The organism is Robiginitalea insularis, from assembly GCF_052497835.1.
In genome coordinates this window covers 3,093,193-3,116,398 of the sequence record NZ_CP199296.1, presented here as the reverse complement: position 1 = coordinate 3,116,398, position 23,206 = coordinate 3,093,193, and the positions used below count along the sequence as shown (strand labels likewise).

General features: G+C 46.3%; 25 protein-coding genes. 19 read left to right on the top strand and 6 right to left on the bottom strand.

Annotated features, from left to right (window positions below):
• Positions 1 to 10: 10 nt before the first annotated feature.
• The 12 genes from ACT6NV_RS14060 (at position 11) to ACT6NV_RS14005 (ending at position 11,363) form a co-directional block, all read left to right on the top strand.
• Entirely contained in the window at positions 11 to 826 is an 816-nt protein-coding gene (locus ACT6NV_RS14060; protein WP_445385072.1) for a prohibitin family protein, read from the top strand.
• Positions 827 to 1,017: 191 nt separating this feature from the next.
• Positions 1,018 to 1,875, top strand: coding sequence for an ATP phosphoribosyltransferase (hisG, locus tag ACT6NV_RS14055; protein WP_445385071.1), 858 nt, complete (start codon positions 1,018 to 1,020; stop codon positions 1,873 to 1,875).
• A gap of 10 nt (positions 1,876 to 1,885) precedes the next feature.
• Positions 1,886 to 3,178 (top strand): histidinol dehydrogenase, encoded by a 1,293-nt coding sequence (gene hisD, locus ACT6NV_RS14050; RefSeq protein ID WP_445385070.1) that lies wholly within the window; start codon positions 1,886 to 1,888, stop codon positions 3,176 to 3,178.
• Positions 3,179 to 3,194: 16 nt separating this feature from the next.
• Positions 3,195 to 4,250 (top strand): histidinol-phosphate transaminase, encoded by a 1,056-nt coding sequence (gene hisC / locus ACT6NV_RS14045; protein WP_445385069.1) that lies wholly within the window; start codon positions 3,195 to 3,197, stop codon positions 4,248 to 4,250.
• Positions 4,247 to 5,386 (top strand): bifunctional histidinol-phosphatase/imidazoleglycerol-phosphate dehydratase HisB, encoded by a 1,140-nt coding sequence (gene hisB, locus ACT6NV_RS14040; protein WP_445385068.1) that lies wholly within the window; start codon positions 4,247 to 4,249, stop codon positions 5,384 to 5,386. The genes hisC and hisB overlap by 4 nt, the downstream gene beginning before the upstream one ends.
• Before the next feature lie 23 nt (positions 5,387 to 5,409).
• Complete coding sequence (gene hisH, locus ACT6NV_RS14035) at positions 5,410 to 5,994, top strand: imidazole glycerol phosphate synthase subunit HisH (RefSeq protein ID WP_445385067.1); 585 nt, start codon at positions 5,410 to 5,412, stop codon at positions 5,992 to 5,994.
• A 7-nt stretch (positions 5,995 to 6,001) separates the two neighbouring features.
• Positions 6,002 to 6,757: a 1-(5-phosphoribosyl)-5-[(5-phosphoribosylamino)methylideneamino]imidazole-4-carboxamide isomerase gene (gene hisA, locus ACT6NV_RS14030; RefSeq protein ID WP_445385066.1), complete on the top strand. Its 756-nt coding sequence runs from the start codon at positions 6,002 to 6,004 to the stop codon at positions 6,755 to 6,757.
• Between the two features lie 4 nt (positions 6,758 to 6,761).
• A complete protein-coding gene (locus tag ACT6NV_RS14025; protein WP_445385065.1) occupies positions 6,762 to 7,268 on the top strand; it encodes a DinB family protein in 507 nt (168 codons plus the stop codon).
• Between the two features lie 9 nt (positions 7,269 to 7,277).
• On the top strand, positions 7,278 to 8,033 hold the full coding sequence (gene hisF / locus ACT6NV_RS14020) for an imidazole glycerol phosphate synthase subunit HisF (protein WP_445385064.1): 756 nt from the start codon (positions 7,278 to 7,280) through the stop codon (positions 8,031 to 8,033).
• A 14-nt stretch (positions 8,034 to 8,047) separates the two neighbouring features.
• On the top strand, positions 8,048 to 8,665 hold the full coding sequence (gene hisIE / locus ACT6NV_RS14015) for a bifunctional phosphoribosyl-AMP cyclohydrolase/phosphoribosyl-ATP diphosphatase HisIE (protein ID WP_445386705.1): 618 nt from the start codon (positions 8,048 to 8,050) through the stop codon (positions 8,663 to 8,665).
• 54 nt (positions 8,666 to 8,719) lie between these two features.
• A complete protein-coding gene (locus tag ACT6NV_RS14010) occupies positions 8,720 to 9,862 on the top strand; it encodes a vWA domain-containing protein (RefSeq protein ID WP_445385063.1) in 1,143 nt (380 codons plus the stop codon).
• Between the two features lie 22 nt (positions 9,863 to 9,884).
• Complete coding sequence (locus tag ACT6NV_RS14005) at positions 9,885 to 11,363, top strand: AAA family ATPase (RefSeq protein WP_445385062.1); 1,479 nt, start codon at positions 9,885 to 9,887, stop codon at positions 11,361 to 11,363.
• Positions 11,364 to 11,453: 90 nt separating this feature from the next.
• On the opposite strand, the gene ACT6NV_RS14000 is transcribed toward ACT6NV_RS14005, so the two are convergent.
• Positions 11,454 to 11,879, bottom strand: coding sequence for a hypothetical protein (locus ACT6NV_RS14000; RefSeq protein WP_445385061.1), 426 nt, complete (start codon positions 11,877 to 11,879; stop codon positions 11,454 to 11,456).
• A gap of 217 nt (positions 11,880 to 12,096) precedes the next feature.
• Positions 12,097 to 13,317: a DUF418 domain-containing protein gene (locus ACT6NV_RS13995; protein WP_445385060.1), complete on the bottom strand. Its 1,221-nt coding sequence runs from the start codon at positions 13,315 to 13,317 to the stop codon at positions 12,097 to 12,099.
• Between the two features lie 91 nt (positions 13,318 to 13,408).
• Between ACT6NV_RS13995 and ACT6NV_RS13990 the strand changes: the two genes are divergently transcribed.
• From ACT6NV_RS13990 to ACT6NV_RS13980, 3 genes are all read left to right on the top strand, one after another.
• On the top strand, positions 13,409 to 14,209 hold the full coding sequence (locus ACT6NV_RS13990) for a tRNA pseudouridine synthase A (protein ID WP_445385059.1): 801 nt from the start codon (positions 13,409 to 13,411) through the stop codon (positions 14,207 to 14,209).
• Positions 14,210 to 14,236: 27 nt separating this feature from the next.
• Positions 14,237 to 15,328 (top strand): magnesium/cobalt transporter CorA, encoded by a 1,092-nt coding sequence (gene corA, locus ACT6NV_RS13985; protein WP_445385058.1) that lies wholly within the window; start codon positions 14,237 to 14,239, stop codon positions 15,326 to 15,328.
• 147 nt (positions 15,329 to 15,475) lie between these two features.
• Entirely contained in the window at positions 15,476 to 15,973 is a 498-nt protein-coding gene (locus ACT6NV_RS13980) for a Dps family protein (protein WP_445385057.1), read from the top strand.
• Between the two features lie 51 nt (positions 15,974 to 16,024).
• Here ACT6NV_RS13980 and cysM read toward each other — a convergent pair whose 3' ends face one another.
• Positions 16,025 to 16,909: a cysteine synthase CysM gene (gene cysM, locus ACT6NV_RS13975; protein WP_445385056.1), complete on the bottom strand. Its 885-nt coding sequence runs from the start codon at positions 16,907 to 16,909 to the stop codon at positions 16,025 to 16,027.
• A gap of 4 nt (positions 16,910 to 16,913) precedes the next feature.
• Entirely contained in the window at positions 16,914 to 17,696 is a 783-nt protein-coding gene (epsC, locus tag ACT6NV_RS13970; protein WP_445385055.1) for a serine O-acetyltransferase EpsC, read from the bottom strand.
• A gap of 121 nt (positions 17,697 to 17,817) precedes the next feature.
• Between epsC and ACT6NV_RS13965 the strand changes: the two genes are divergently transcribed.
• Entirely contained in the window at positions 17,818 to 18,498 is a 681-nt protein-coding gene (locus ACT6NV_RS13965; protein ID WP_445385054.1) for a DUF2461 domain-containing protein, read from the top strand.
• On the opposite strand, the gene ACT6NV_RS13960 is transcribed toward ACT6NV_RS13965, so the two are convergent.
• Positions 18,487 to 18,897 (bottom strand): glyoxalase, encoded by a 411-nt coding sequence (locus ACT6NV_RS13960; protein ID WP_445385053.1) that lies wholly within the window; start codon positions 18,895 to 18,897, stop codon positions 18,487 to 18,489. The two genes, ACT6NV_RS13965 and ACT6NV_RS13960, sit on opposite strands and share 12 nt — an antisense overlap.
• A gap of 358 nt (positions 18,898 to 19,255) precedes the next feature.
• Here ACT6NV_RS13960 and ACT6NV_RS13955 point away from each other — a divergent pair, with 358 nt between their 5' ends.
• Complete coding sequence (locus tag ACT6NV_RS13955; RefSeq protein WP_445385052.1) at positions 19,256 to 19,651, top strand: acyl-CoA thioesterase; 396 nt, start codon at positions 19,256 to 19,258, stop codon at positions 19,649 to 19,651.
• Here the strand turns inward: ACT6NV_RS13955 and ACT6NV_RS13950 are convergent.
• Positions 19,648 to 20,937, bottom strand: coding sequence for a dipeptidase (locus tag ACT6NV_RS13950; protein WP_445385051.1), 1,290 nt, complete (start codon positions 20,935 to 20,937; stop codon positions 19,648 to 19,650). The two genes, ACT6NV_RS13955 and ACT6NV_RS13950, sit on opposite strands and share 4 nt — an antisense overlap.
• Positions 20,938 to 21,083: 146 nt before the next feature.
• Between ACT6NV_RS13950 and ACT6NV_RS13945 the strand changes: the two genes are divergently transcribed.
• Together ACT6NV_RS13945 and ACT6NV_RS13940 are read left to right on the top strand one after the other, a co-directional pair.
• A complete protein-coding gene (locus tag ACT6NV_RS13945; protein ID WP_445385050.1) occupies positions 21,084 to 22,838 on the top strand; it encodes an ATP-binding protein in 1,755 nt (584 codons plus the stop codon).
• Positions 22,835 to 23,206 carry a response regulator transcription factor gene (locus ACT6NV_RS13940; RefSeq protein WP_445385049.1) on the top strand — a complete coding sequence of 124 codons (372 nt, stop codon included), beginning with the start codon at positions 22,835 to 22,837 and terminating at the stop codon, positions 23,204 to 23,206. The genes ACT6NV_RS13945 and ACT6NV_RS13940 overlap by 4 nt, the downstream gene beginning before the upstream one ends.

Here is a 23,206-nt window from a genome sequence, read left to right as displayed (position 1 = left end):
AAAAAATACTATGGATAAGTTACCTAAAATTGCCTTGCCGGCAATCGTTATCATTATTGTACTGACAATCTTAATTTCAAAATCTGCCATAACCATTGGCTCCGGAGAGGCGGGTGTCCTGTACCGTACTTTCGGGGATGGGGTGGTAATTGACGAACCACCACTGGGGGAAGGTTTCCACCTGGTAGCCCCCTGGAACAAGGTTTTTGTTTATGAAGTAAGGCAGCAGGAAGTTTTTGAAAAAATGAAAGTGCTTTCCAGCAACGGACTGGATATTCAATTAGATGCTTCTGCATGGTTCCAGCCGAACTACGGAGACCTTGGAAGGCTGCACCAGGAAAAAGGTGAAATGTATAAGGAGCGCATCCTTTTGCCAGCTATCCGCTCTGCGGCACGCTCAGTTGTAGGCAGATATACCCCCGAACAACTCTATTCCAGCAAAAGGGATGCCATTCAGAACGAGATCTATCAGGAAACCAAGAAAATAGTGGAAGACCAGTATATTCAGCTAAATGAAATACTGGTAAGGGACGTTACCCTGCCCGAAACCATTAAGAACGCCATTGAGAGAAAACTCAAGCAGGAACAGGAATCCCTGGAATATGAATTCCGACTGATAACCGCAGACAAGGAAGCACAAAGACAGCGAATTGAAGCACAGGGAAAGGCAGATGCCAACCGTATCCTGAGCGCATCCCTTACTGATAAAATCCTTCAGGACAAGGGAATAGAAGCGACTCTGAAGCTTTCAGAATCTCCAAATGCGAAGGTCGTGGTTGTTGGTTCAGGAGAATCAGGGCTTCCAATAATCTTGGGGAATAATTAAGTTTTAGGATTTTTATCTTTAAGATTTAAGTTATATTTTTGACCTTATTATGAAACAAACTTTTTTACATCATCACTTCAATACTTGCACTCAGGCGAGGTAGGAAGGTATGATGTAAAACCAAGATATTTCCAAACCCGTTTGAGTATTCAAGCGGGTTTTTTGTTTTTAAAGCATTATCGGATTAGACTATGAGTAAAATTAAAATTGCCATTCAAAAAAGTGGCCGTCTCAATGAAGATTCCCTGGCAATATTAAAGGACTGTGGTATCTCCATAGATAACGGAAGGGATCAGCTAAAGGCTGCCGCCCGAAACTTCCCTATGGAAGTGCTCTACCTGCGCAATGGTGATATTCCTCAATATTTACGTGACGGGGTAGTGGATATTGCCATCATAGGCGAAAATGTACTCTTTGAAAAAGGTGAAGATATCGGTGTAGCTGAAAAACTTGGTTTTTCCAAATGCCGGGTTTCCCTGGCCGTACCAAAATCAGATTCCTATAATGGGATAGGGGACCTCGCCGGAAAGCGCATTGCTACTTCTTATCCGAATACCGTGCAAAAATTTATGGATAAGGCCGGCTTAAAGGCAGAACTGCATATTATAAATGGGTCGGTTGAAATCGCTCCAAACATCGGCCTGGCAGATGCCATCTGCGATATTGTATCCAGCGGCAGCACTTTGTTCAAAAATAACCTGAAGGAAGTGGAAGTCCTGTACCGCAGTGAGGCGGTCCTGGCGGTCTCCCCCAGGATCGGAGCCGAACAAAAGGCAATTTTAGGGCAATTACAGTTCCGTATCCAATCCGTACTGGAAGCACGTAAGAATAAATATGTACTGATGAACGCTCCCAATGATAAACTGGATACCGTCATTAAACTGCTGCCGGGGATGCGGAGCCCAACGGTGCTGCCCCTGGCGGAGGAAGGCTGGAGCTCTGTACATACCGTTATCAACAAGGACACTTTCTGGGAGGTACTGGACCAGCTAAAAAAGGCCGGGGCTGAAGGTATTCTGGTCTGCCCTATTGAAAAGATGATTTTATAGCATGGCTGCAATGCAATACATAGAATACCCCGAAAAGAAAAATTGGGAACAATTGCTGCAACGGCCGGCAGTAGACTCCTTTGAGCTGGAAGGCCAGGTCCGTGAAATATTCAATGCCGTTAAAGCCGAAGATGATGCCGCTTTGAAACGGTACACCCGGAAATTTGATGGCCTGGTCCCTGAGGAAATTGCCATGAATCAATCCGGGATAACTGCCAGGGCCGCTATGACGGAGGAATCTCTCAAAAAGGCCATAGACCTGGCGTACCGGAACATTACGGCTTTTCACCGGGCGCAGCAAACTCAAAAGGTCAGGGTGCAGACCAGTAGGGGAGTGGAATGCTGGTTAGAGAAAAAGGCTATCCAGAAAGTTGGTTTATACATCCCTGGGGGTACTGCGCCTTTATTTTCAACAGTACTTATGCTGGGAGTTCCGGCGCAGATTGCCGGGTGCCGGGAAATAGTACTTTGTTCCCCGCCCGGGCCTGAGGGAATGCTGCACCCGGCTATTCTTTATGCAGCTCAACTCTGTGGCGTTACCACTGTTTGCAGCGTTGGCGGGATCCAGGCCATTGCAGCAATGACCTACGGGACGGCCAGTGTCCCTGCGGTTTATAAAATATTCGGACCGGGGAATCAATATGTTACCGCTGCCAAGCAGTGGGCCAGCCGCCTGGGTGTAGCTATTGACATGCCTGCAGGCCCCAGCGAACTTATGGTGGTTGCTGACGATACCGCAAACCCGGACTACGTAGCCGCAGATTTGTTGAGTCAGGCAGAGCACGGCAAAGACAGCCAGGTAGTCCTCTTAAGTGATAACGCAAAACTCCTGGAGGCAGTACATCGGGCTCTGCCCCCACAATTGCAGGCGTTGCCGAGAAAAGAAATAGCCTCAGCTGCAATTGCCAACAGCCGTTCCATATTACTGCCATCCAAAAATGAAATTGCGGAAATGGTTAATGAATACGGCCCGGAGCACCTGATCATCTGCCATAAGGATGAAGGGTTTTTGCTGGAGGCAATTGTAAATGCCGGCTCCGTCTTCCTGGGAAATAATACCCCTGAAAGCGCAGGCGATTACGCCTCCGGTACCAACCATACCTTGCCAACCAATGGTTATGCCAAGCAATACAGCGGGGTAAACCTGGATAGTTTTATGAAAAGTATTACATACCAGCGCCTGAGCCCTGAGGGGATACAGCAGATTGGTCCGTCCATTGAAATCATGGCAGCTGCAGAAGGGCTGCAGGCCCATAAAAATGCCGTAACCCTGCGCCTGGAAAACGCAGATAAATCAAAATGAAGTAGCCGGAAATCCTATGGAATCGATAGATAAATTGGTGCGCCCCTCCATTAAAACGCTCAGGCCGTATTCATCTGCCCGGGATGAATTTAGCTCTGCAGGCGGGTCCATGACCTTTCTGGATGCCAACGAGAGCCCATTCGAGAACGGGGTAAACCGATATCCGGACCCTCATCAGCGGAAATTAAAGAAGGTGCTTAGCAGTCTTTGGAAGGTCTCTGAAGAACAGTTATTGCTGGGAAATGGAAGCGACGAAGTACTGGATTTGTTGTTCCGGGTATTTTGCGAACCTTATAAGGACGCTATCATCAGCTTACCGCCAACATATGGCATGTATAAGGTTCTGGCCGGAATAAATGCCGTTAAAAATATTGAAATACCACTGGACAAATATTTTCAGCCGGATGTACCTGCCATTTTGAAGCAGGCAGGTCCCGAAACCAAAATACTGTTCCTGTGTTCACCCAACAACCCTACCGGCAATACACTTTCCCGTGACCTGGTGACGGAATTGATTCAGGGTTTCCCGGGACTGGTGGTGATAGATGAGGCCTATGTTGACTTTTCCGAAGAAGGAAGTTATGCTGAATTATTGCTGGCGCATCCCAATCTGGTGGTAACCCGCACCCTTTCCAAAGCTTATGGTATGGCAGGGATACGCCTGGGTATCTGTATGGCTTCCCCGGCGGTTATTTCATACCTTAAATTAATAAAGCCCCCATATAATGTTAATGAACTGACCCAGCAGTTTGCCATTAACCGCCTTGCTGATACAGCGGCGATAGAGAAAGAAATTGGAATGCTCAAAGCAGAGCGGGAGCGATTGAGGTCCTTACTGGAAGATATCCCATTTGTCCGGCATATTTTTCCATCTCAGGCCAATTTTTTATTGCTTCGGGTAGATGATGCGAGCCTGCGATATTCACAGCTGATCGATGCTGGAATTGTGGTACGTAACCGTTCTGCACAGCAGGGCTGCGAACAGACGCTACGGATCACCATCGGGACCCGTGCGGAGAACGATCACATCCTTGAAACCCTGAATAAACTGTCTCAAACACCCTCCCAATGAAAGCAAAAAAAGTATTATTTATCGACAGGGACGGAACCCTGATTCGGGAGCCGGAAGACCAACAGATCGATTCCTTTGAAAAATTGGAATTCTACCCTGAGGTTTTCAGATTTCTGGGCAGGATTGCCCGGGAAATGGACTACGAACTGGTCATGGTAACCAATCAGGATGGCCTGGGGACCGAATCTTTTCCGGAGGAACAGTTTTGGCCGCTGCAGCAGTTTATTATCGAATGCTTCCACAACGAAGGAGTAAGCTTTAAAAACGTTTTTATTGACAAAACCTTTCCGCACGAAAAGGCAGATACCCGAAAACCAGGAACGGGAATGCTGCAGGAATTCCTGACAGATGCCTACGACATGGCCGGGAGCTATGTGATAGGGGATCGCCTGACCGATATGGAGCTAGCAAAAAACCTTGGTGCCCGGGGGCTTTTTATCAACAATAATGAGGGGTTGGGCCTTGATGAGCTGGCCCATAGCCCGGATGCCCTCTCCGATGTAATTGACTGGGAAGGCTCCAGCTGGGAAGGCTTGTATACTTTTCTTAAACTCGGAAGCCGTAAGGCCCTGGTGAACAGGAAAACGGCAGAAACCGAAATTCACATAGAATTAAGCCTGGACGGCAAGGGGCAAAGTCATATCCAAACCGGCCTGGCATTTTTTGACCATATGCTGGACCAACTGGCCAGGCATGGACAAATGGATCTCATTATCCAGGTTAAGGGGGATCTTGAGGTAGACGAACACCATACTATTGAGGATACCGCTATCGCATTGGGAGAAGCTGTATACCAGGCCCTGGGCTCCAAATTGGGTATTGAACGCTACGGTTTTTGTCTTCCCATGGATGATTGCCTTGCGCAGGTCGCTCTGGATTTTGGTGGCCGGAACTGGTTGGTATGGGAGGCTGAATTTAAAAGGGAAAAGATCGGGGATATGCCAACGGAAATGTTCCTGCATTTTTTTAAGTCGTTTACCGATGCGGCACGTGCCAACCTCAATATTCAGGCAGAGGGCACCAATGAACACCATAAGATTGAAGCTATCTTTAAAGCTTTTGCAAAAGCCATGAAAATGGCAGTTAGGCGCGACCCGGATAAGATGGTTTTACCTACAACAAAAGGAATGTTATAGCTAAATAGCCGCGGCTCCTGTTTATGAAAGTCATAATAATTAATTACGGTGCGGGAAATATTCAAAGCATTCGGTTTGCTTTTGAACGCCTTGGGGTTCATGCCGGGTTGTCATCAGATCCTGAAGTCATCAGCAAGGCAGATCGCGTTATATTTCCCGGAGTGGGGGAGGCCTCCAGCGCGATGCATAAATTGAAACAGAGTGGACTGGAAACGCTTATCCCCGAGCTTCGGCAACCCGTCCTGGGGATATGCCTGGGGATGCAGTTAATGTGCCATCACTCCGAGGAAGGAAACACTCCTGGGCTTTCCATTTTTGATGAGGAGGTCATTCGGTTCGGACCCGGATTAAAGGTGCCGCAAATTGGATGGAACAAGATTGAAAAACTGAAATCACCATTGTTTAAAGGCGTTCAGGAGGGTGCTTTTGTCTATATGGTCCACAGCTATTACGCTGCTGCGGGAACAGATACCATTGCCAGCAGCACCTATGAGTTAGAATACAGTGCGGCCCTTGCCAGAGATAATTTTTACGGAGTTCAGTTTCATCCCGAAAAAAGCAGCAAGGCTGGAGCCCGAATCCTGCGTAATTTTTTAGAATTAAAATAATGAGGTTATGCGATTGATCCCTGCCATTGATATTATTGGGGGCAAATGCGTCCGGCTCACCCGCGGCGATTATGCAACGGAGAAAGTTTATAATGAAGATCCCCTTGAAGTAGCCCGCCACTTTGAAGGAAGCGGAATTGAGTACCTTCACCTGGTTGATCTGGACGGTGCGCGCTCCAACCATATTGTAAATTACAAGGTGCTGGAGGCTATATGTTCTGGCACTTCTTTAAAAGTAGATTTTGGGGGAGGTCTTAAGTCTGATGAAGACTTGCGCATTGCATTTGAGTGTGGGGCGAGGCAGGTCACAGGGGGTAGCATAGCGGTTAAAGAACCCGAGACTTTCCTGTCCTGGCTTCAGAACTACGGGGCTGGTAAAATAATATTGGGAGCGGATGTCAAAAATGGCAGTATTGCCGTTTCGGGCTGGCAGGAAGGATCTTCCAGCAGCCTGATCCCTTTCGTGCAAAAATTCCAGAAAGCAGGCATACAGTATGTCATTTGCACAGATGTGAGTAAGGATGGCATGCTACAGGGACCCGCTACCGAATTGTACAGGGAATTACTGGAAGCGACCTCTGGAAGCACTGCTCCAGGGGCATCCGGCAAAGGAATTAAATTGATTGCCAGTGGAGGGGTTAGCACTATTGAGGACCTCACCGCTTTGAAGGAAACCGGATGTGAAGGAGCCATTATCGGGAAAGCGCTTTACGAAGGGAAGATTTCATTAAAACAATTGCAAAACTTTATTTCAGAAAACTGAATCAATGGAAACGGATTGGACAGCAGAGTTCAAAAAACAGGCAGATTATCGGATTTCAGAATCGGTACGGATGCTGGATATATGCCTTAAGGGGATTGACAGGGATTTTTTTTGGTACCGGGTCAATGAAAACACAAATTCCATAGGCACCCTGCTTCTCCATTTAGAAGGGAACATCAGGCAGTACATCATCAGTGGGCTGGCAGGCCAGAAAGACAACAGAAACAGGGAATCGGAATTTAGCAATAGCAGTAAAGAGGAGGTTTCACAGGTCTGGGGAAAATTATCGAAAACCATAAATGAAGCAAGGGAGATTATCACTTCATGTTCCAAAGAAAGGCTTCTGTCCTACAGCTTGGTGCAGGGTTTCTCACTCAGCGGGCTGGGAATGGTAATGCACGTAGTGGAACATCTGAGCTATCATACCGGACAGATTGCCCATATGGTAAAGGCGCGAAGTGGGGAAGATCTCGGTTTTTACACGGGGATTGACTTAAATACCCGTAATTAAAAATAAGGGATGCTTACAAAAAGAATCATACCCTGTCTGGACATAAAGAATGGCAGGACGGTTAAAGGTGTAAATTTTGTGAATCTAAGGGATGCCGGGGACCCGGTTGAACTGGCTGCTGCTTATGCAGAGGCCGGGGCGGATGAGCTGGTGTTCCTGGATATATCCGCAACTGAAGAAAGGCGCAGGACCCTGGCGCAGCTGGTTCGGCATGTAGCCGAAAGAATCGACATTCCATTTACAGTTGGGGGTGGCATTTCCTCTCTGGAAGATGTAGAAGTACTGCTCCACAACGGTGCCGACAAGGTTTCGGTAAACTCCGCTGCCGTGCGTAATCCGGATTTAATCGATACCCTGGCTTCCCGATACGGGTCTCAGTGTATTGTTGTAGCCCTGGATGCCCGGGAAATAGAGGGAAATTGGAAAATACACCTGGTAGGAGGCAAGGTGCCAACCGAGCTCGATCTGTTTGAGTGGGCCCGGGAAGTAACCGAAAGGGGGGCCGGAGAATTGCTTTTTACAAGTATGGACCACGATGGCACCAAAGGGGGCTTTGCCAATGATGCCCTCAGAAAGCTGTCTGAGCTGGTCAATATCCCGGTTATTGCCTCTGGCGGAGCCGGGAACATGGAACACTTTGCAGATGCCTTTTTGGAGGGGAAAGCAGATGCGGCCCTGGCCGCAAGTGTTTTTCACTTTAAAGAAATCCCTATTATCGATTTGAAAAATTATCTGGATCAAAGAGGCATCCCGGTGCGGATTTAAACTATTTTATGAATATGGAAGCAATTGATTTTAATAAAGGAAACGGGCTGGTCCCGGCTATCATTCAGGATTTGCAAACCGACAGGGTGCTGATGATGGGTTATATGGATGAAGCGGCCGTTGCACATACCCAGAAGACCGGGCGTGTTACTTTTTTCAGCCGTAGCCGTAATCGCCTGTGGACCAAAGGAGAGGAGAGCGGAAACTTTCTGAATGTAAAGGAAATGAAGTTGGATTGCGACCGGGATACACTGCTTATTAAAGTCAAACCAGAAGGTCCGGTATGCCACACCGGGCAGGATACCTGCTGGGGAGAAACCAATAAGGCGGATGGGGCATTTATGCAGGCCCTGGAGGATCTGATCGCCTCCAGACAGGAGGTCGCCCGTTCGGCAGCAGCATCCGACAGCTATGTTGTTTCTTTATTTCGCAAAGGGATCAACAAGATTGCCCAAAAAGTAGGGGAGGAAGCCGTTGAAACGGTTATTGAGGCCAAAGATGATGATGATTCCCTGTTCCTTAATGAAGCCTCAGACCTGTTATTCCACCTGCTTATACTGCTGCAGGCCAAGGGTTTTCGCATGCGGGATATTATTGGAATATTGGAAGAGCGTCACCAGCAGAGACGTTAAGATTTCTTAATTTCTTGACCCCCATGGCGTAAATAGTTTATTTTTAGGACAGCTATGGAAAAAAGAAGTGGATTTCGTTTTACAGCTTATCAAAAACCGGAACTTTCCCCTTTTGAAAAGCTCTTCGATATATTTCAGGAACTCATCACCCACACTTCCGGGGATGTGGATGAGGCCCTGGACTGGCTTCGGGAGCTGGACAAGGAATACGAGCTTACCGATGAGGATTACACTATAGATGACTTTATAGAAGACCTCAAGGCTAAGGGCTTCCTGCGCGAGGAACCGAAATTCGGGCCTGAGGGTGAAGGGGAAGGAGAAGAGGGAGGCCCCTCCCTTTCCATCACCTCTAAATTAGAACGCATGCTGCGGCAGCGGGCACTGGATCAGATTTTCGGGAAACTCAGGCGCAGGGGGTCCGGGAACCACCGTACCGGAAAGGCCGGCAGTGGAGATGAACATACCGGGGACTTCCGGGCTTACCGCTTCGGGGATGGGCTGGAGCATATTTCCATGACCGAAAGCCTGAAAAATGCCCAGGTAAATCACGGAATGGATCAATTCCGGCTGGATGAAGGCGATTTGGTAGTGGAAGATACCCACTTCAAAGCCCAGATGAGTACGGTGCTGATGATTGACATCAGTCACAGCATGATCCTATACGGGGAAGACCGGATTACACCGGCCAAAAAAGTAGCCATGGCCCTGGCAGAACTGATTACCACCCGCTATCCCAAAGACACCTTAGACATACTGGTTTTTGGAAACGATGCCTGGCCCATTACTGTAAAGGAACTTCCCTATCTTAAAGTTGGGCCGTACCACACCAATACCGTTGCCGGATTGCAGCTCGCTTTGGACCTGCTCAGGCGCAAGCGCAATACCAATAAGCAAATCTTTATGATAACAGACGGCAAACCTTCCTGTTTGAGGATGCCCGATGGAACCTATTATAAAAACAGTGTGGGTCTGGATGATTTTATTGTGGAACAATGCTATAATATGGCGAGCCAGGCCCGCAAATTACATATTCCGATTACCACCTTTATGATTGCCAGAGACCCCTATCTCATGCAATTTGTCCGGCATTTTACGGAGGCCAATAAAGGAAAAGCCTTATTTACAGGCTTAAAAGGTTTAGGGGAAATGATTTTTGAAGATTACGAACAAAACCGCAAAAGGCGACTTCGCGGATAAACATAAAATATTAGGCAATTAGATGAAGGAAAAGAAACTTACCCCTCCCGCAATAAAGACCCTGGCCGAACTGAGAAAGTCAGGTTACCAATCCCGTTCCATCAAGGATGAGCTCAGGGCCAACCTGATTGATCGGATCAAAAGTGGGCAGGAGAGCTTTCAGGGAGTATGGGGTTACGAAAATACGGTCATCCCGGAACTGGAACAGGCCTTGCTTTCCAGGCACCATATTAATTTACTGGGCCTCAGGGGGCAGGCCAAAACGAGGCTGGCAAGGCTAATGGTAAACCTGCTGGATGAATGGATGCCAGAAATCGCCGGGTCGGAAATACACGACGACCCTTTAAATCCTATCTCGCGATATGCCAGGGAACAACTTGCAGAACATGGAGAGGAGACTCCTGTTAGCTGGGTGCACCGCAGCGAGCGATTTTACGAAAAACTGGCAACCCCTGATGTAACGGTAGCTGATCTGATCGGGGATGTGGACCCGATCAAGGCAGCCAATCTAAAACTGTCCTATGCGGATGACCGGGTGGTGCATTTCGGGATGATCCCCAGGGCCAACCGCTGTATCTTTGTAATCAATGAACTACCTGATTTGCAGTCACGTATACAAGTGGCCCTGTTTAATATACTGGAAGAGGGTGATGTACAGATCCGCGGATTTAAAGTCAGGCTCCCACTGGATTTACAATTTGTCTTTACGGCAAACCCCGAGGATTATACTAACCGGGGAAGTATTGTTACCCCACTTAAAGACCGTATTGGTTCCCAAATCCTGACGCACTATCCTGAAGATATCGCCACAGCCCGAAAGATTACGGCCCAGGAGGCTGCTTTGGACGGGCCACAGCTTGAACGGATACACGTCCCTGAGGTTGCCCGCGACCTGCTGGAGCAAATCAGCTTTGAGGCTCGTAAAAGTAGTTATGTTGATGCTAAAAGCGGGGTTAGTGCAAGAACGAGTATTACTGCCCTGGAAAATCTGATAAGCACAGCCGAAAGGCGAATGCTCAGGGCCGGCCTGGAGCGAACTGCGGTCCGCCTGTCGGATTTCCTGGGCGTGATCCCAGCGCTCACCGGGAAAATAGAGTTGGTATACGAAGGAGAGCAGGAAGGGGTGGATGCCGTTGCACTAAATATTATTGAAGAGGCTATAAAGACTATTTTTTCAAACCTGTTTCCGGAAATCAGAAAGCTCGAACGCAAAGACCAGGAATCCCCGTATGATGAACTCGTTTTGTGGTTCTTTGAAGGGGCTGGCGTAGAAATAGCGGATGCTGCTTCGGAGGAACAGTACACCCAAGCCCTGGACCGCGTAGAACCCCTGGATAAGTTGGTCAGGGAGTATCAACCTGACCTGAAGCAAGCAGACAGTTACTTTGTTAAAGAGTTAGTGCTTTGGGGGTTAGTGGGCTATGAGAAGCTCAGTAAAAATCGTTTCGATGAAGGCTACCAGTTTAAGGACCTTTATGGAAGCTATATTAGCGGATTGTAACTCAGAGAGGGTGCAACTGACATTCTTATAATTGAAAAACCCCGGGACATTCCCGGGGTTTTTGTCTGCCACAACACAAGGGTTTCCCGGCTAGGATGGCCAGGAATCAATATTTTCATTAATCTGGTCAAAATTAAATGCCCCCACTTCCTTTTTACGGTACCAGAAGGCAATCAGGGTTGTCATCATCAGTAAACCCTGTAATAAAAGTGTAAGTAAACCGACCGGAAGAAAGGTATCCGGAAGGAGGGTTACATCATAATCGTTAAAACTCAACAGGATGTAAAGGGTTTCCAGGCCCTTAAACAAATGGATGAGCAGCAGGGCGTATACGCCGTATTCCAGATTTCTCAGGGAAGTATCTGCGTATTGGGAGTGCTTTATTTTCTCGTTTAGAGCATTGAGGTATGTCACCTGCAAAATACTGACCAGTGGAAAGATGTAATTGTCTATCTTCTGAAAGTAAAACTGATTGCTGTACAGACCATAAAAGTTAAGGATGGTCAGAACAAACAACAGGATGTAATTTAAATACAAACAGGTCTTCCAGGAAATCAACTGTTTTAAGGTATTGTTCGAATTATGGGGATTCACTGATTTGGGAACTTTTATTTCTCTTTAAGAACGGGAGTGCATCCCCAATATTTCAAGCTTTTCGATGAACCGCGCGCGATGTTGCGAACAGGCTTAAAGCTGTTGTGAAAACGAGGTATTGGTTAAAGGAATCCCAAAATTACTTGCGCTTCATCGGATAAGCGCGGAAAAAAGTCAGGCTCCTCCAGGCCCATTCCAATGGGCCATAGTAAAATCGTTGCAACCAAACTTTACTTAAGCCCATTTGCAAGCCAATAATCAGCAGGGCAATCAGAAACACGTATGAATTGCGGATAGAAGTAAGATAACCCAAACCCCAACCGTAGAAAATAAAGGTACCTAAAAGGCTTTGCGCCACATAATTGGTAAGGGCCATCCGGCCATAGGCGGCAAATGAATTCAGGAATTTGGACAGCCTTGAATGCGTAAAAAGCAGTACAAAACTGCAGACTATAAGCGCTGTCATGCCCAGGTTGCTCAGGTCCATGGCTGTAAGGGCAAACATGGCTTTCCAGCTATCGAATGCTATAGCAGAGCCCATTTGTGAGAAAAGAACGCCCATCAGTACGGTCCCGACCAGAAAAACACCCAGTGAAATCCAGAAAACGAGCCAGATTTTTTCCCGGTAATCCCGGAAATTCCGGAAAAATTTGATACGCCCTACCCATAACCCTATTAGGAAAAACGCAAAGGTGAGATAACCGCGTCCGAATATGCCCACCTGGAAATCCACTTTCATCAGGTGCCCGGATGTGGCATTGCTGCGGAAAACCTCCCATAAGCTCCCGTTCTGAAGCAATTCATAATAGGACAGGATCAAAGGATTATTCGGGTTGATCAAATCTTCCATGAGTAAATCAGGGCCCTTATTGATCCAAAAGATGGCATATCTGCCGATTCCTAAAAATAATAAACCGGCCAGTGCCAGTATCCAGCCCGATTTTATCCGGTAAAATGGTATCAGTAAAAGCCCCAGCAGGGCATAGATGGTGAGGATATCACCCCTGTAAAATAAATGGTGCAGATATCCGATTACGAGCAATAGGCTAAGTCTCCATGCAAACCGCAAGGCAAAACTTTCTCCCCGCGCATTGGCACTATCCATCTGAAGAAAAAAACTCAAACCGAAAAGGAAAGAGAATAAAGCAAAAAATTTACCCCTTAGAAATATGAAGATAAAAACGTTTACAACCTGATCGATTATCCCTGGTGTAGTTGCCGCAAAGGCCTCTTCAGGTGCCGGCCCCCCGATGTAATTTTCCACCATATGCACAATTACGATCCCTGCCAGTGAGAAGCCCCGAAGTGCATCAACAATAGCCAATCGTTGTTTGGTTGACCCTGAAATTTGTCCATTCATCTCTTAGGCGTTTATTATTAGAGGCAGGTAGCGGGTTATTGTTACATGATTCTGTTAAATTTATAAATATTACGAAGAGGAAACCTCGCTTATGGATACCATCGAAAAACATCACTACCTGCTTCGCCTGGAGTTCCTGGGTTTCCGCTACAGTGGTTGGCAGCAGCAGCCCGGAGTAAAAACGATAGAAGGGATGTTGCGTAAAACCATTCGCTTTGTGCTTCCGAAAAAATCGGTAAAACTTTTGGGGGCCGGACGCACAGATGCCCTGGTATCTGCTGAAGATTTTGCAGTGCAAATGATCGTAAAGGGAGAAGAATTACAGGATTTATCGATGCTCGCTAAAACCCTAAATGAGAATTTACCCCCGGATATCCGCCTGCTGTCCTTTAAATCGGTTTCACCCGAATTCAATGCAATCCGCGATGCAGGGCAAAAAACGTATCGTTACTATTTTTGTTTTGGCGAAAAGCCGCACCCCTATGCAGCTCCCTTTTTTGGATATTTCCGGGGGCAATTGAATCTCGAGGATATGAGTAAAACTGCCACCCTTTTCATTGGCGAGCACAATCTAAAGTCGTTTATCGCAGGGTCTGCTGAGTCAGGGACATATTTGCGGACCATTGAGAAATGCCAAATACGGGAAAATCTGGATTTTACTGCGGTATTCTTTCCCGCAGTATCCTATTTTCTGGAGGTGTCGGGGAAAGGCTTTGGCCGCTATCAAATCCGTATGATGATGGGAGCCCTGGCGGCCGTAGGGAGGGGAGAGCTGGGCCCCTCAGACATAAAGGTTGCCCTTTCGGATCCGGATAGCCTCCAGTTAAAGAATCTCGCCCCGGCTTCCGGACTACAGCTTAGATCCGTAGAATTCAATAAAAGCTCCGTATAGATTCTTATCTTTAAAAAAAGCATCCATATGTCTAAGAAGAAGGCAAGCCGCATTCGCATCCGCACCCCCAGAATCTCCAAAAGAGGTCGCAAACTTGGAAAAGCACCCGGAACGGTCACCTATATCGGGAACAGGGAAGGAGGGACTTCCAGTATACAGCAAATTGTTTACAACGACGAAATCCTTGAGAAAAACACTATAACAGCTGACGCCGTCCACAAAGGAGCCGCAGAGGGTTTAACCGAGTGGATTAATATTACCGGGCTCAGTGAAGAAGCCACCATGAGCAGGCTGGGGGAGCAAATTGGCTTGAACGCACTGGTTGTTGAAGATATAGTAAACACGGAACAACGTCCTAAAGTGGATGAATACGAAGACCACATTTTTGCAGTTTTTAAAATGTTGTATCTGAATGGGGATCGCAAAATTGTAAAGGAGCACGTTGCCCTGATTTTAAAGAAAGGACAGGTTTTTCTTTACCAGGAAGTAGAGGCAGATGTCTTTGGGGGGGTACGTGAGCGGATTGACGGAAAATCAGGCAGAATCCGGAGCCGGGGGGCAGACTATTTATTCTTTGCCCTAATTGATGCACTGATAGATAACTATTTTCTGGTTTTGGACGCTATGGAGGATCAGATAGACGAGCTGGAAAATGAGGTCTATACTTCCCCTACCGCCCATACTGCCGTAAAAATACAGACGATCCGGAAGGAAGTGATTACATTAAGGGGATGGATGGCACCGGTTAAAGAGCTCGTAAACCGCCTTATTGAAAGTGAATCTGATTTGATAGGCAAAGATACCCGGGTCTTTCTCAGGGATGCCCTGGACCATTCCATAGAAATCAATGAAAACCTCCAAATACAAAGGGAAATGGCTTTCAGCCTGATGGACATGTATATGAGCAATGTTAGTAATCGTATGAATGAGGTGATGAAGGTACTCACCATAATGGCATCAATCTTTATACCCCTAACCTTTGTAGCCGGGATATACGGTATGAATTTTAAGAATATGCCTGAACTGGAGACGGAATATGGCTATTTTGTGGTGCTTGGGGTTATGCTGGCACTCTTTATTGGCATGATGATCTACTTTAAAAACAAGCGCTGGCTATAAGTTTCTTTAAAGATATTGTTAAGAAGGGTTAAAAGTGTTAAAAAACTTGTAATCAAGTAGATATACTATATATTATACAGTGTTAGTTGAATACAATCATTGCAGAATGCAATGGCTAACTTACAAATCTAAAACCCTTAATTTAATATGAATTATTTAAATATTGACGAGAAAAAAATTGAACCAGTAGTAAAAGAACTGAATTTCCTTCTCGCCGATTATCACCTATATTATCAGAAACTCAGAAACTTCCATTGGAATGTACAGGGAAAAAACTTTTTCGATTTACACGAAAAGTTTGAAGAGATGTACGTGGATGCCCGTTCTAAAATAGATGAAATAGCGGAACGAATTCTCACCCTGAGATCAAGGCCCATGAGCAATCTGAGTACCTATCTGAATGTTTCATCCATTGAAGAAAGCGAATCCGCCCTTACAGATACCGAAATGGTGAGGGAGTTGTTAAAAGCCCACGGCTTACTGCTTAGAAGGATGAGCGCGGTAGTAGAAGAAGCCACAGAGATTGGAGATGAAGGAACAATTGATCTGATTGGCGCCTACATCAGAGAATTGGAGAAAACCAGCTGGATGCTGGACGCCTGGAATACAGATAAGGTAGACAAACTGCTGGAGAGCATAGCCTAATCTCAGATAAACAATTGAAAAACGCTCCGTTCGGGGCGTTTTTTTTTGCAATTAATCAAATAAGTCTGAGGAGAGATACCTGTCTCCCCGGTCGCAGACGATGGAAACAATAACCCCCTGTTCGAGACTATCGGCCAGTCGCAGCGCTGCAGTGGCCGCACCTCCGCTGCTCATACCTGAAAAGATTCCTTCCTCGGAAGCCAGCCTGCGGGCCATATTACGAGCTTCGGCTTCAGAAACTTCCAGTATGGAATCTACTACCGAAGGATCGTAAATTTTGGGAAGGTAGGCTTGTGGCCATTTTCGTATACCCGGAATGCTCGCCTCATCGTCCGGTTGTACTCCAACTATTTGTACCTCCGGATTACGCGATTTCAGATACCTGCCCGTTCCCATGATAGTGCCGGTAGTACCCATGGAGGATACAAAATGGGTTATTTTCCCCTGGGTATCTTCCCATATTTCCGGTCCGGTGGTTTTTAAATGTGCTTTCCAGTTATCGGGGTTTGCGAATTGATTCAGCATAAAATACCCTGAATTTTTAACCTTTTGCTCTGCATAATCCCGGGCCCCTTCAATTCCTTCTGAAGCGGGGGTTAGGACAACCTTAGCCCCGTATGCCCTCATGGTTTGCACCCTTTCTCTGGTTGCATTTTCAGGCATTACCAGCTCCATATTCAAATTGACCAGTTTGGCAATCATTGCCAGTGCAATCCCTGTGTTTCCACTGGTAGCCTCAATCAATTTAGTATTTGGGGTAATCTCTCCGCGCTCCAGGGCCGAACGGATCATATTCAGGGCAGGACGGTCTTTTACGCTTCCTCCGGGGTTTTGCCCTTCCAGCTTAAAATACAAATGCACCCCTGGTTTATTCAGGAGCCTTTTTGACTTTACAAGGGGGGTATTACAAATAAGTTCCAGTATACTTGAAGGCATTGTTCTACTTGGTTTTGATACTAATTTCCGGATTGTGGAATACCTTCGAATTGGGCGGTACCGAGGCGGTAAGCCAGGCGTTACCCCCAATCACGGAGTTGGCTCCAATAACGGTTTCTCCACCCAGAATAGTTGCATTGGCATAAATGGTAACGTTCTCTTCAATAGTAGGGTGCCTTTTGGTTTGTTTCAGGTTTTTAGCGACATAAAGCGCTCCCAGGGTAACGCCCTGGTAGATTTTCACATTATTTTTTATAACCGCTGTTTCCCCAATTACAACTCCGGTGGCGTGATCAATAAAGAAGGATTCCCCAATCTGTGCCCCCGGATTGATGTCTACACCGGTTTTCTGGTGAGCGTATTCTGTCATAAGCCGGGGCATCATCGGGAAGCCACTTTTATAAAATTCGTGGGCCAGGCGGTAAATAGCAATGGCGTAGAAGCCCGGATAAGCCATATAAACTTCCTCCAGGGAAAGAGAGGCAGGGTCGCAATCGGAAATAGCCTGAGCATCCAGATTCAGTTTCTCCAGTATTCGCGGTAATTCCTGCACATATCCCTGCCAAATATCCCGGCAGGGCTGGTTTACCTCCCAGCAGGCCAAATCTACAAGCTCATCAAAGCGGGTTTCCAGGATATCGAGATTTCCACTAACTGAAGTTTCGCTGTCAAAGAGTGTCAGGAACAATAAATCTGTAAATTGTTCAGTGCGTTCCTTAAGCCTGAAGCGCAATCTGGAATGGGCCTTATGGTCTTCAATTTGCCTGATAACTTCCTTTTTCCACATAATAGTTGCTATGGTCAATCAAATGTAGCCATTATTAAAAAAGAGAATGGATCAAAAAGGTTAACTTTAATTAAAAATTTTGCCGCTGCAGGCGGCTACTATTTCTGTATAAAAGCCACCCATGAACAGTCCGGTAATATCTGAAGAAGCCCTTGAATTCTTAAAACAACTGAAAGAAAATAATAACCGACAGTGGTTTGAAGCGCGCAAAAAAGAATTTAAAAAACATCAAAACGCTATAAAAGAATTCCATACTGCCCTGGCTAACCGGCTAAGGGAGCACGATGAGATTGATAAGGTCAAGCTTTTCCGGATTTACAGGGATGTGCGCTTCTCTGCCGATAAAACACCCTACAAACCCCATTTTGCAGTTTCTTTTTCCCGGATGGGGGAAGCACTCAGGGGAGGCTATTATTTGCGGATTCGTCCAGGGGAATCTTTTATTGCCGGCGGTTTCTGGCAGCCCAATAAAGAAGATTTGCTGCGCATCAGGAAAGAACTGGAGATGGATTCCGCATCCTTCCGTCAGTGCATTGAGCAAAAAGGATTCCGGGAAATCTGGGGGGAACTTCAGGGAGAGGAAGTCAAAACTGCGCCAAAGGGCTTTGACCGGCACCATCCGGATATTGACCTGATCCGAAAAAAAGCCTTCGTATTTACCAGGGAATTCAGTGATGAAGAAGTGCTGGCTCCTGAATTCATGGTTCAGGTCAATGAGAGTTTCAAAGCTATCCGGCCCTATTTTGACCTGATGAGTGAAATCCTTACTACAAACCTGAATGGGGAATCCCTATTGAGCTAGAACAGGATGGTGCAAGCCTTGCAGCTGGTCTTTAAGCCGCTCAATGACCATATTCATCATTCGCTTGTTCAGAGCTGAGGAATTCTGAATATAGGTTTCGTATTCAGGTACTGTAAACTGCCCGATGATCATCCCCTTCAGGGAATTGCGGAATTTTATGTCTTTCTGAATGGCGTTTTCGATATACCCCATTTTCTTTTCTGGACTCAACTCAAAAAAATGCCCTTTGTGTTTTGTTGCATAATTGCGGAACGCCGCCAGCAACAATTCGTTTTGTAATTTAATGACAGGCCTTAGCGTACTGTTCTGAAAATACTCGTCTGCAGACATTTCAGGACTGATCTTGACATTCTTTAAAACCGGGCGAATACGCAACAGATCGGATGACCTAGTACTCATGGGTAGAAGTTTTTCTAAAATTACATATTTCCGGGGGTGTCGGAGGTCTTGCATGTTTTAGTTGTCAACGGGGTTATGAACATAAAACATGAGGGCAGTACAGGAAGTTGTCCTTGTAAGTACCTAAAGCCAGTGCTCCAGAAATGCGAGAGTAAGCGCTATTATCAATTTTACGATGGCTTGCATTGTTTGTTTTTGTTTAGGTTAATCCTAATTTATGATATTAATTATCAGCTTGTTATCATTTTATGAAAAGTTTATTCTGAACTTAACAAACTTTAGGATTTCGCAATAATCATCGATTATTGAAGTTTCATTTCGGCTTATGGAAAAGTGAAAATATCTTTGAAAGAAAAATATGAGATTTAACACCCGAAAATGGGTCAAGCCAGAAGACCTGAACCCGAATGGAACTTTGTTCGGAGGGCGCCTGCTTTCCTGGATTGACGAGGAAGCAGCCCTTTACACTATTATTCAACTGGAGAATAAGCGAGTGGTGACAAAATATATGTCAGAAATCAATTTTATGAGTTCTGCTGCCAAAGGGGATATTGTGGAAATTGGGATAGAAGTAGTTTCCTTCGGACAGTCTTCTCTGACCCTGAAATGTGAAGCCCGCAATAAGATGACCAGGGATACCATTGTTACCGTAGACCAGCTTATAATGGTGAACCTGGACAAAGACGGCGCACCCAAACCACACGGGAAAACACAAATAGAATACGTGAAGGACCGGCTCGAAAAGGAAGATTAGTCCTGCTCCCAGCTGGCTGCAATTGCCTGGACCTCATCCAGGACCCTGAGCAGGTTTCCTCCCCATAGTTTGGCTATTTCCTCTTCACTGTAGCCCCTTTTGACCAATTCCAGGGTTATGTTGAAGGTTTCGGAAGCATCTGACCAGCCTTCTATTCCGCCGCCCCCGTCAAAATCGGAGCTGATACCCACATGATCTATGCCGATGAGATTGACCATGTAATCTATATGGTCTGCAAAATCACTAACATTTACCGCAGGTGGCACATCGGCTCGTTGGCTGGCCAGTGAATCTGCCAGTTCCCGGATCCGGGGATAGTTTTCCATATAGGCCTCCTGCTGATCGTCTGTTAACTGTCGAAATTCTGATCTGCTATACCATTCCAGGCCGAGGGAATCCGCAATTTGAGCTCTCAATTCCTTCATATACTCCGAACGCAGGGCGCTTTTGTCTTCATTCAGGTAGGAGGAAAAGGCAACCGTCTGAACGACACCCCCATTTTCCTTTAGTTTCAATAATTGTTCATCATCAAGGTTCCTGCTGTGATTACAAAGGGCGCGGGCCGAAGAGTGGGAGGCAATTACAGGGGCTTTGGAAAGCTCCAGCATTTGCATAATTGCTTGTTTCGAAGGATGTGAGATATCAATCATAATTCCCAGTCTATTCATCTCAATAACAGCTTTTTGGCCCAGATCACTTAAACCATTATGTAACCATATACTGTCTGCTTCACCCGTATTGGAATCCGAAAACTGGCTGTGACCATTATGTGCCAGGGAAATATAACGGGCTCCCATAGCGTGGTAAGCCTCAAAGAGGCTTAAGTCCTCTCCTATGGGGTATGCATTTTCGACCCCTATCATTGCTGCTTTCTTTCCGGACTCATGAATCTTACGAACCTGTTCCGAATTAAGCGCAAGCCCGATCTGTTCCGGGGCAATTTCCTCGCAAAGGCTGTGAATGGCCTCAAACTTGGACATGGCGTTTGCTGCTGCGCGCTCATAACCAGCTGCATTGAGCGAATCCTGTCCTGTATATACAATGAACCAGGCCACATCCAGGCCACCCTCTTTCATTTTAGGCAAATTAACCTGGGTGCCAAGGCGCTGGGTGTAGTTTACACTATCCGTGAAATTTTTGACATTGATGTCTACATGGGTATCTACGCTGATGACTTTCTCGTGAATGGCCCGGGCTTTTTCCATTACATTTTCGGTATTCTCGTTCTTTTCCTGTCCGCATGCTGCAAGCAGTATTATCAGGGGGAGGAGCAAAGACTTTCTCATTTATTAAAATTTAACCAACAAGTATTTACGGTTTTACAACAGAATTGGAAAGATAGGGAACATTTAATTGTAGGCGGTCAACCAATTGCGGATTTTTAGGGGAATAATGTATTTAATCGATAAAAACCAACCTTTAATCCCCCAAAATGCCGCTTAAATCCAAAGATTTACTTGACCAGATAGAGGACCTGCAACTGGCACTGGAGCACTTTTCCTTTGCGAATATGAAATCCGAAGAGGCTAAGCAATTAAAAAGCACTTTTCAGGACTTTCGAAGGCGCCTGGAGGATCAGATCTGGAAACCAGAAGGCAGCCCGCTTAGCCCGGCCACGGAAACTGTTGACCCCGATTCGGAAACCAAAAATGAATCGGCCCTGCTAATTGCCACTGTGAGCCACGAAATGCGGACCCCCCTCAATGGAATTATCGGATTTACGGAATTGTTGGAGGAGCGGAATCTGGGAGAAGATCAACAGGAGTATGTAAATGCTATCCGTTCGGCTTCTCAGTCCTTATTGGAAATCGTGAACGACCTGCTGGAATATTCAAAATTATCTGCAGGCCTGGATAAAATTAACAGCATTGCCTTTGAACCACTACGCCTTATAAATGAAGTCGGGTATTTATGCCGTACGCTTATTGTTGAATCGGACGTAAATCTCGAAATACAATTGGAATCGGATTTTCCCAGAGTTCTGGAAGGGGACCCTTCCAAACTCTCACAAATCCTGATAAATCTGCTTGGGAATGCGATAAAATACGTTAAGAAGGGCAGAATTACCCTCAGGGTTTCTCATAAAACCAGAGGGCAGCAATGTGAAATGCGTTTTTGCATTGAGGATACCGGTGTGGGTATCGCTTCCGAGGAGATCCCTTATATTTTTAACACCTATCACCAGGGAAAGCAGCCCATATCTTCAAACAGAAAAGGCCTGGGCCTGGGGCTTTCGATTGTAAAAAAACTAATAGAACAGCAAGACGGGAAGGTGTCTGTCAAAAGCCGGCCCGGAATCGGAACTACTTTCAAGCTCGCCATTCCTTACAGCATTGTCCATACGGAGGTTAAAGCAACTCGAGCGAAAAAAATTCTGCCGAAAAAGGAGCTGGAAGGGCTTCGGGTACTTGTTTTTGAAGACAACCCGCTTAATCAGAAGCTTATTGAGACCCGCCTTAAATCCTGGGGGTGCCTGGTTACCAGCACCGACCGGGTGGCATACGGGATAAGCCTTTTGAGAAAACTGGAGACAGATATAATCCTGATGGACCTGAGAATGCCCGGAATGGATGGATACCAGGCCAGTGCGAAAATACGAACACATCAAAACCGAGACATCCGCAAGATTCCAATTATTGCGGTTACCGCAGATTTCACTGCAGAAGATAACCGTCAATTTACGGAGTCCGGGATAGATGATGTGATCTTAAAGCCCTACAGTCCGGATGAATTGTTTTCCAAGCTAAAATTCTATTCCGCAGAATCGAAAAGGGAAGCCCCGGCAGCAAGACCGAGCCGGACTGACAGCAGCACAGAGAGCATTGGGTATTCCGGAGATATTAACCTGGGCAATCTACTGGATGAATGTTCCGGGGACCTGGATATGCTGGAAGAACTTTTGGGACTGTTTGACAACAACATCCTTGAATTTCTGGGAAAGATGAAATTATTTCTGGAATCTTCAGATTACAAGGGAATTGCGGGTGCGGCCCATAAAGTAAAGGCAGGATTAAAACTACTGGAAGCAGGGCAACTGGTAGAATTGACCGAAACGATGCATCAGCTCGCCAAAACCGGTACAGGCCTGCAGGAGATTCGCGGAGCTTTCGAGATGTTTATCAGTGAATACCCCTTGTTTCATGAAGAAATAAAGACCGCCTTTCAACAATTAAAAGATTCCGAATGAATCCGGGCAAACAACTTTTATTGGCCGAAGATGATGAAATGTTATCCACGCTGCTTAAATACCGTCTTGAAAAAGGAGGGTATCGGGTGGTTCTGGCCAAGGATGGGCGGGAGGTAAAAGAAATTCTGAGCCAACAGTTGCCGGATATTATCGTAAGCGATATCATGATGCCTTACTTCTCGGGGATAGAATTGCTGGAGTTCCTTCGAAATGAAATGGGCTCCGATATCCCGGTAATTATTGTTTCAACGGCAGGCAATGAATCCAATATTCTGAACGCCTTTGAACTGGGTGCAGATGATTTTATAACCAAACCCGTTAGCCCCTCTGAACTCCTGGTTCGGGTAGGGAAACTCCTGAGAAGCTAA

Excerpts from the sequence above, each read along its gene's own strand:
- ACT6NV_RS14060 (WP_445385072.1), top strand. The coding sequence starts at position 11 with ATGGATAAGTTACCTAAAATTGCCTTGCCGGCAATCGTTATCATTATT.
- hisG (WP_445385071.1), top strand. The coding sequence starts at position 1,018 with ATGAGTAAAATTAAAATTGCCATTCAAAAAAGTGGCCGTCTCAATGAA.
- hisD (WP_445385070.1), top strand. The coding sequence starts at position 1,886 with ATGCAATACATAGAATACCCCGAAAAGAAAAATTGGGAACAATTGCTG.
- hisC (WP_445385069.1), top strand. The coding sequence starts at position 3,195 with ATGGAATCGATAGATAAATTGGTGCGCCCCTCCATTAAAACGCTCAGG.
- hisB (WP_445385068.1), top strand. The coding sequence starts at position 4,247 with ATGAAAGCAAAAAAAGTATTATTTATCGACAGGGACGGAACCCTGATT.
- hisH (WP_445385067.1), top strand. The coding sequence starts at position 5,410 with ATGAAAGTCATAATAATTAATTACGGTGCGGGAAATATTCAAAGCATT.
- hisA (WP_445385066.1), top strand. The coding sequence starts at position 6,002 with ATGCGATTGATCCCTGCCATTGATATTATTGGGGGCAAATGCGTCCGG.
- ACT6NV_RS14025 (WP_445385065.1), top strand. The coding sequence starts at position 6,762 with ATGGAAACGGATTGGACAGCAGAGTTCAAAAAACAGGCAGATTATCGG.
- hisF (WP_445385064.1), top strand. The coding sequence starts at position 7,278 with ATGCTTACAAAAAGAATCATACCCTGTCTGGACATAAAGAATGGCAGG.
- hisIE (WP_445386705.1), top strand. The coding sequence starts at position 8,048 with ATGGAAGCAATTGATTTTAATAAAGGAAACGGGCTGGTCCCGGCTATC.
- ACT6NV_RS14010 (WP_445385063.1), top strand. The coding sequence starts at position 8,720 with ATGGAAAAAAGAAGTGGATTTCGTTTTACAGCTTATCAAAAACCGGAA.
- ACT6NV_RS14005 (WP_445385062.1), top strand. The coding sequence starts at position 9,885 with ATGAAGGAAAAGAAACTTACCCCTCCCGCAATAAAGACCCTGGCCGAA.
- ACT6NV_RS13995 (WP_445385060.1), bottom strand. The coding sequence starts at position 13,317 with ATGAATGGACAAATTTCAGGGTCAACCAAACAACGATTGGCTATTGTT.
- ACT6NV_RS13990 (WP_445385059.1), top strand. The coding sequence starts at position 13,409 with ATGGATACCATCGAAAAACATCACTACCTGCTTCGCCTGGAGTTCCTG.
- corA (WP_445385058.1), top strand. The coding sequence starts at position 14,237 with ATGTCTAAGAAGAAGGCAAGCCGCATTCGCATCCGCACCCCCAGAATC.
- ACT6NV_RS13980 (WP_445385057.1), top strand. The coding sequence starts at position 15,476 with ATGAATTATTTAAATATTGACGAGAAAAAAATTGAACCAGTAGTAAAA.
- cysM (WP_445385056.1), bottom strand. The coding sequence starts at position 16,909 with ATGCCTTCAAGTATACTGGAACTTATTTGTAATACCCCCCTTGTAAAG.
- epsC (WP_445385055.1), bottom strand. The coding sequence starts at position 17,696 with ATGTGGAAAAAGGAAGTTATCAGGCAAATTGAAGACCATAAGGCCCAT.
- ACT6NV_RS13965 (WP_445385054.1), top strand. The coding sequence starts at position 17,818 with ATGAACAGTCCGGTAATATCTGAAGAAGCCCTTGAATTCTTAAAACAA.
- ACT6NV_RS13960 (WP_445385053.1), bottom strand. The coding sequence starts at position 18,897 with ATGAGTACTAGGTCATCCGATCTGTTGCGTATTCGCCCGGTTTTAAAG.
- ACT6NV_RS13955 (WP_445385052.1), top strand. The coding sequence starts at position 19,256 with ATGAGATTTAACACCCGAAAATGGGTCAAGCCAGAAGACCTGAACCCG.
- ACT6NV_RS13950 (WP_445385051.1), bottom strand. The coding sequence starts at position 20,937 with ATGAGAAAGTCTTTGCTCCTCCCCCTGATAATACTGCTTGCAGCATGC.
- ACT6NV_RS13945 (WP_445385050.1), top strand. The coding sequence starts at position 21,084 with ATGCCGCTTAAATCCAAAGATTTACTTGACCAGATAGAGGACCTGCAA.
- ACT6NV_RS13940 (WP_445385049.1), top strand. The coding sequence starts at position 22,835 with ATGAATCCGGGCAAACAACTTTTATTGGCCGAAGATGATGAAATGTTA.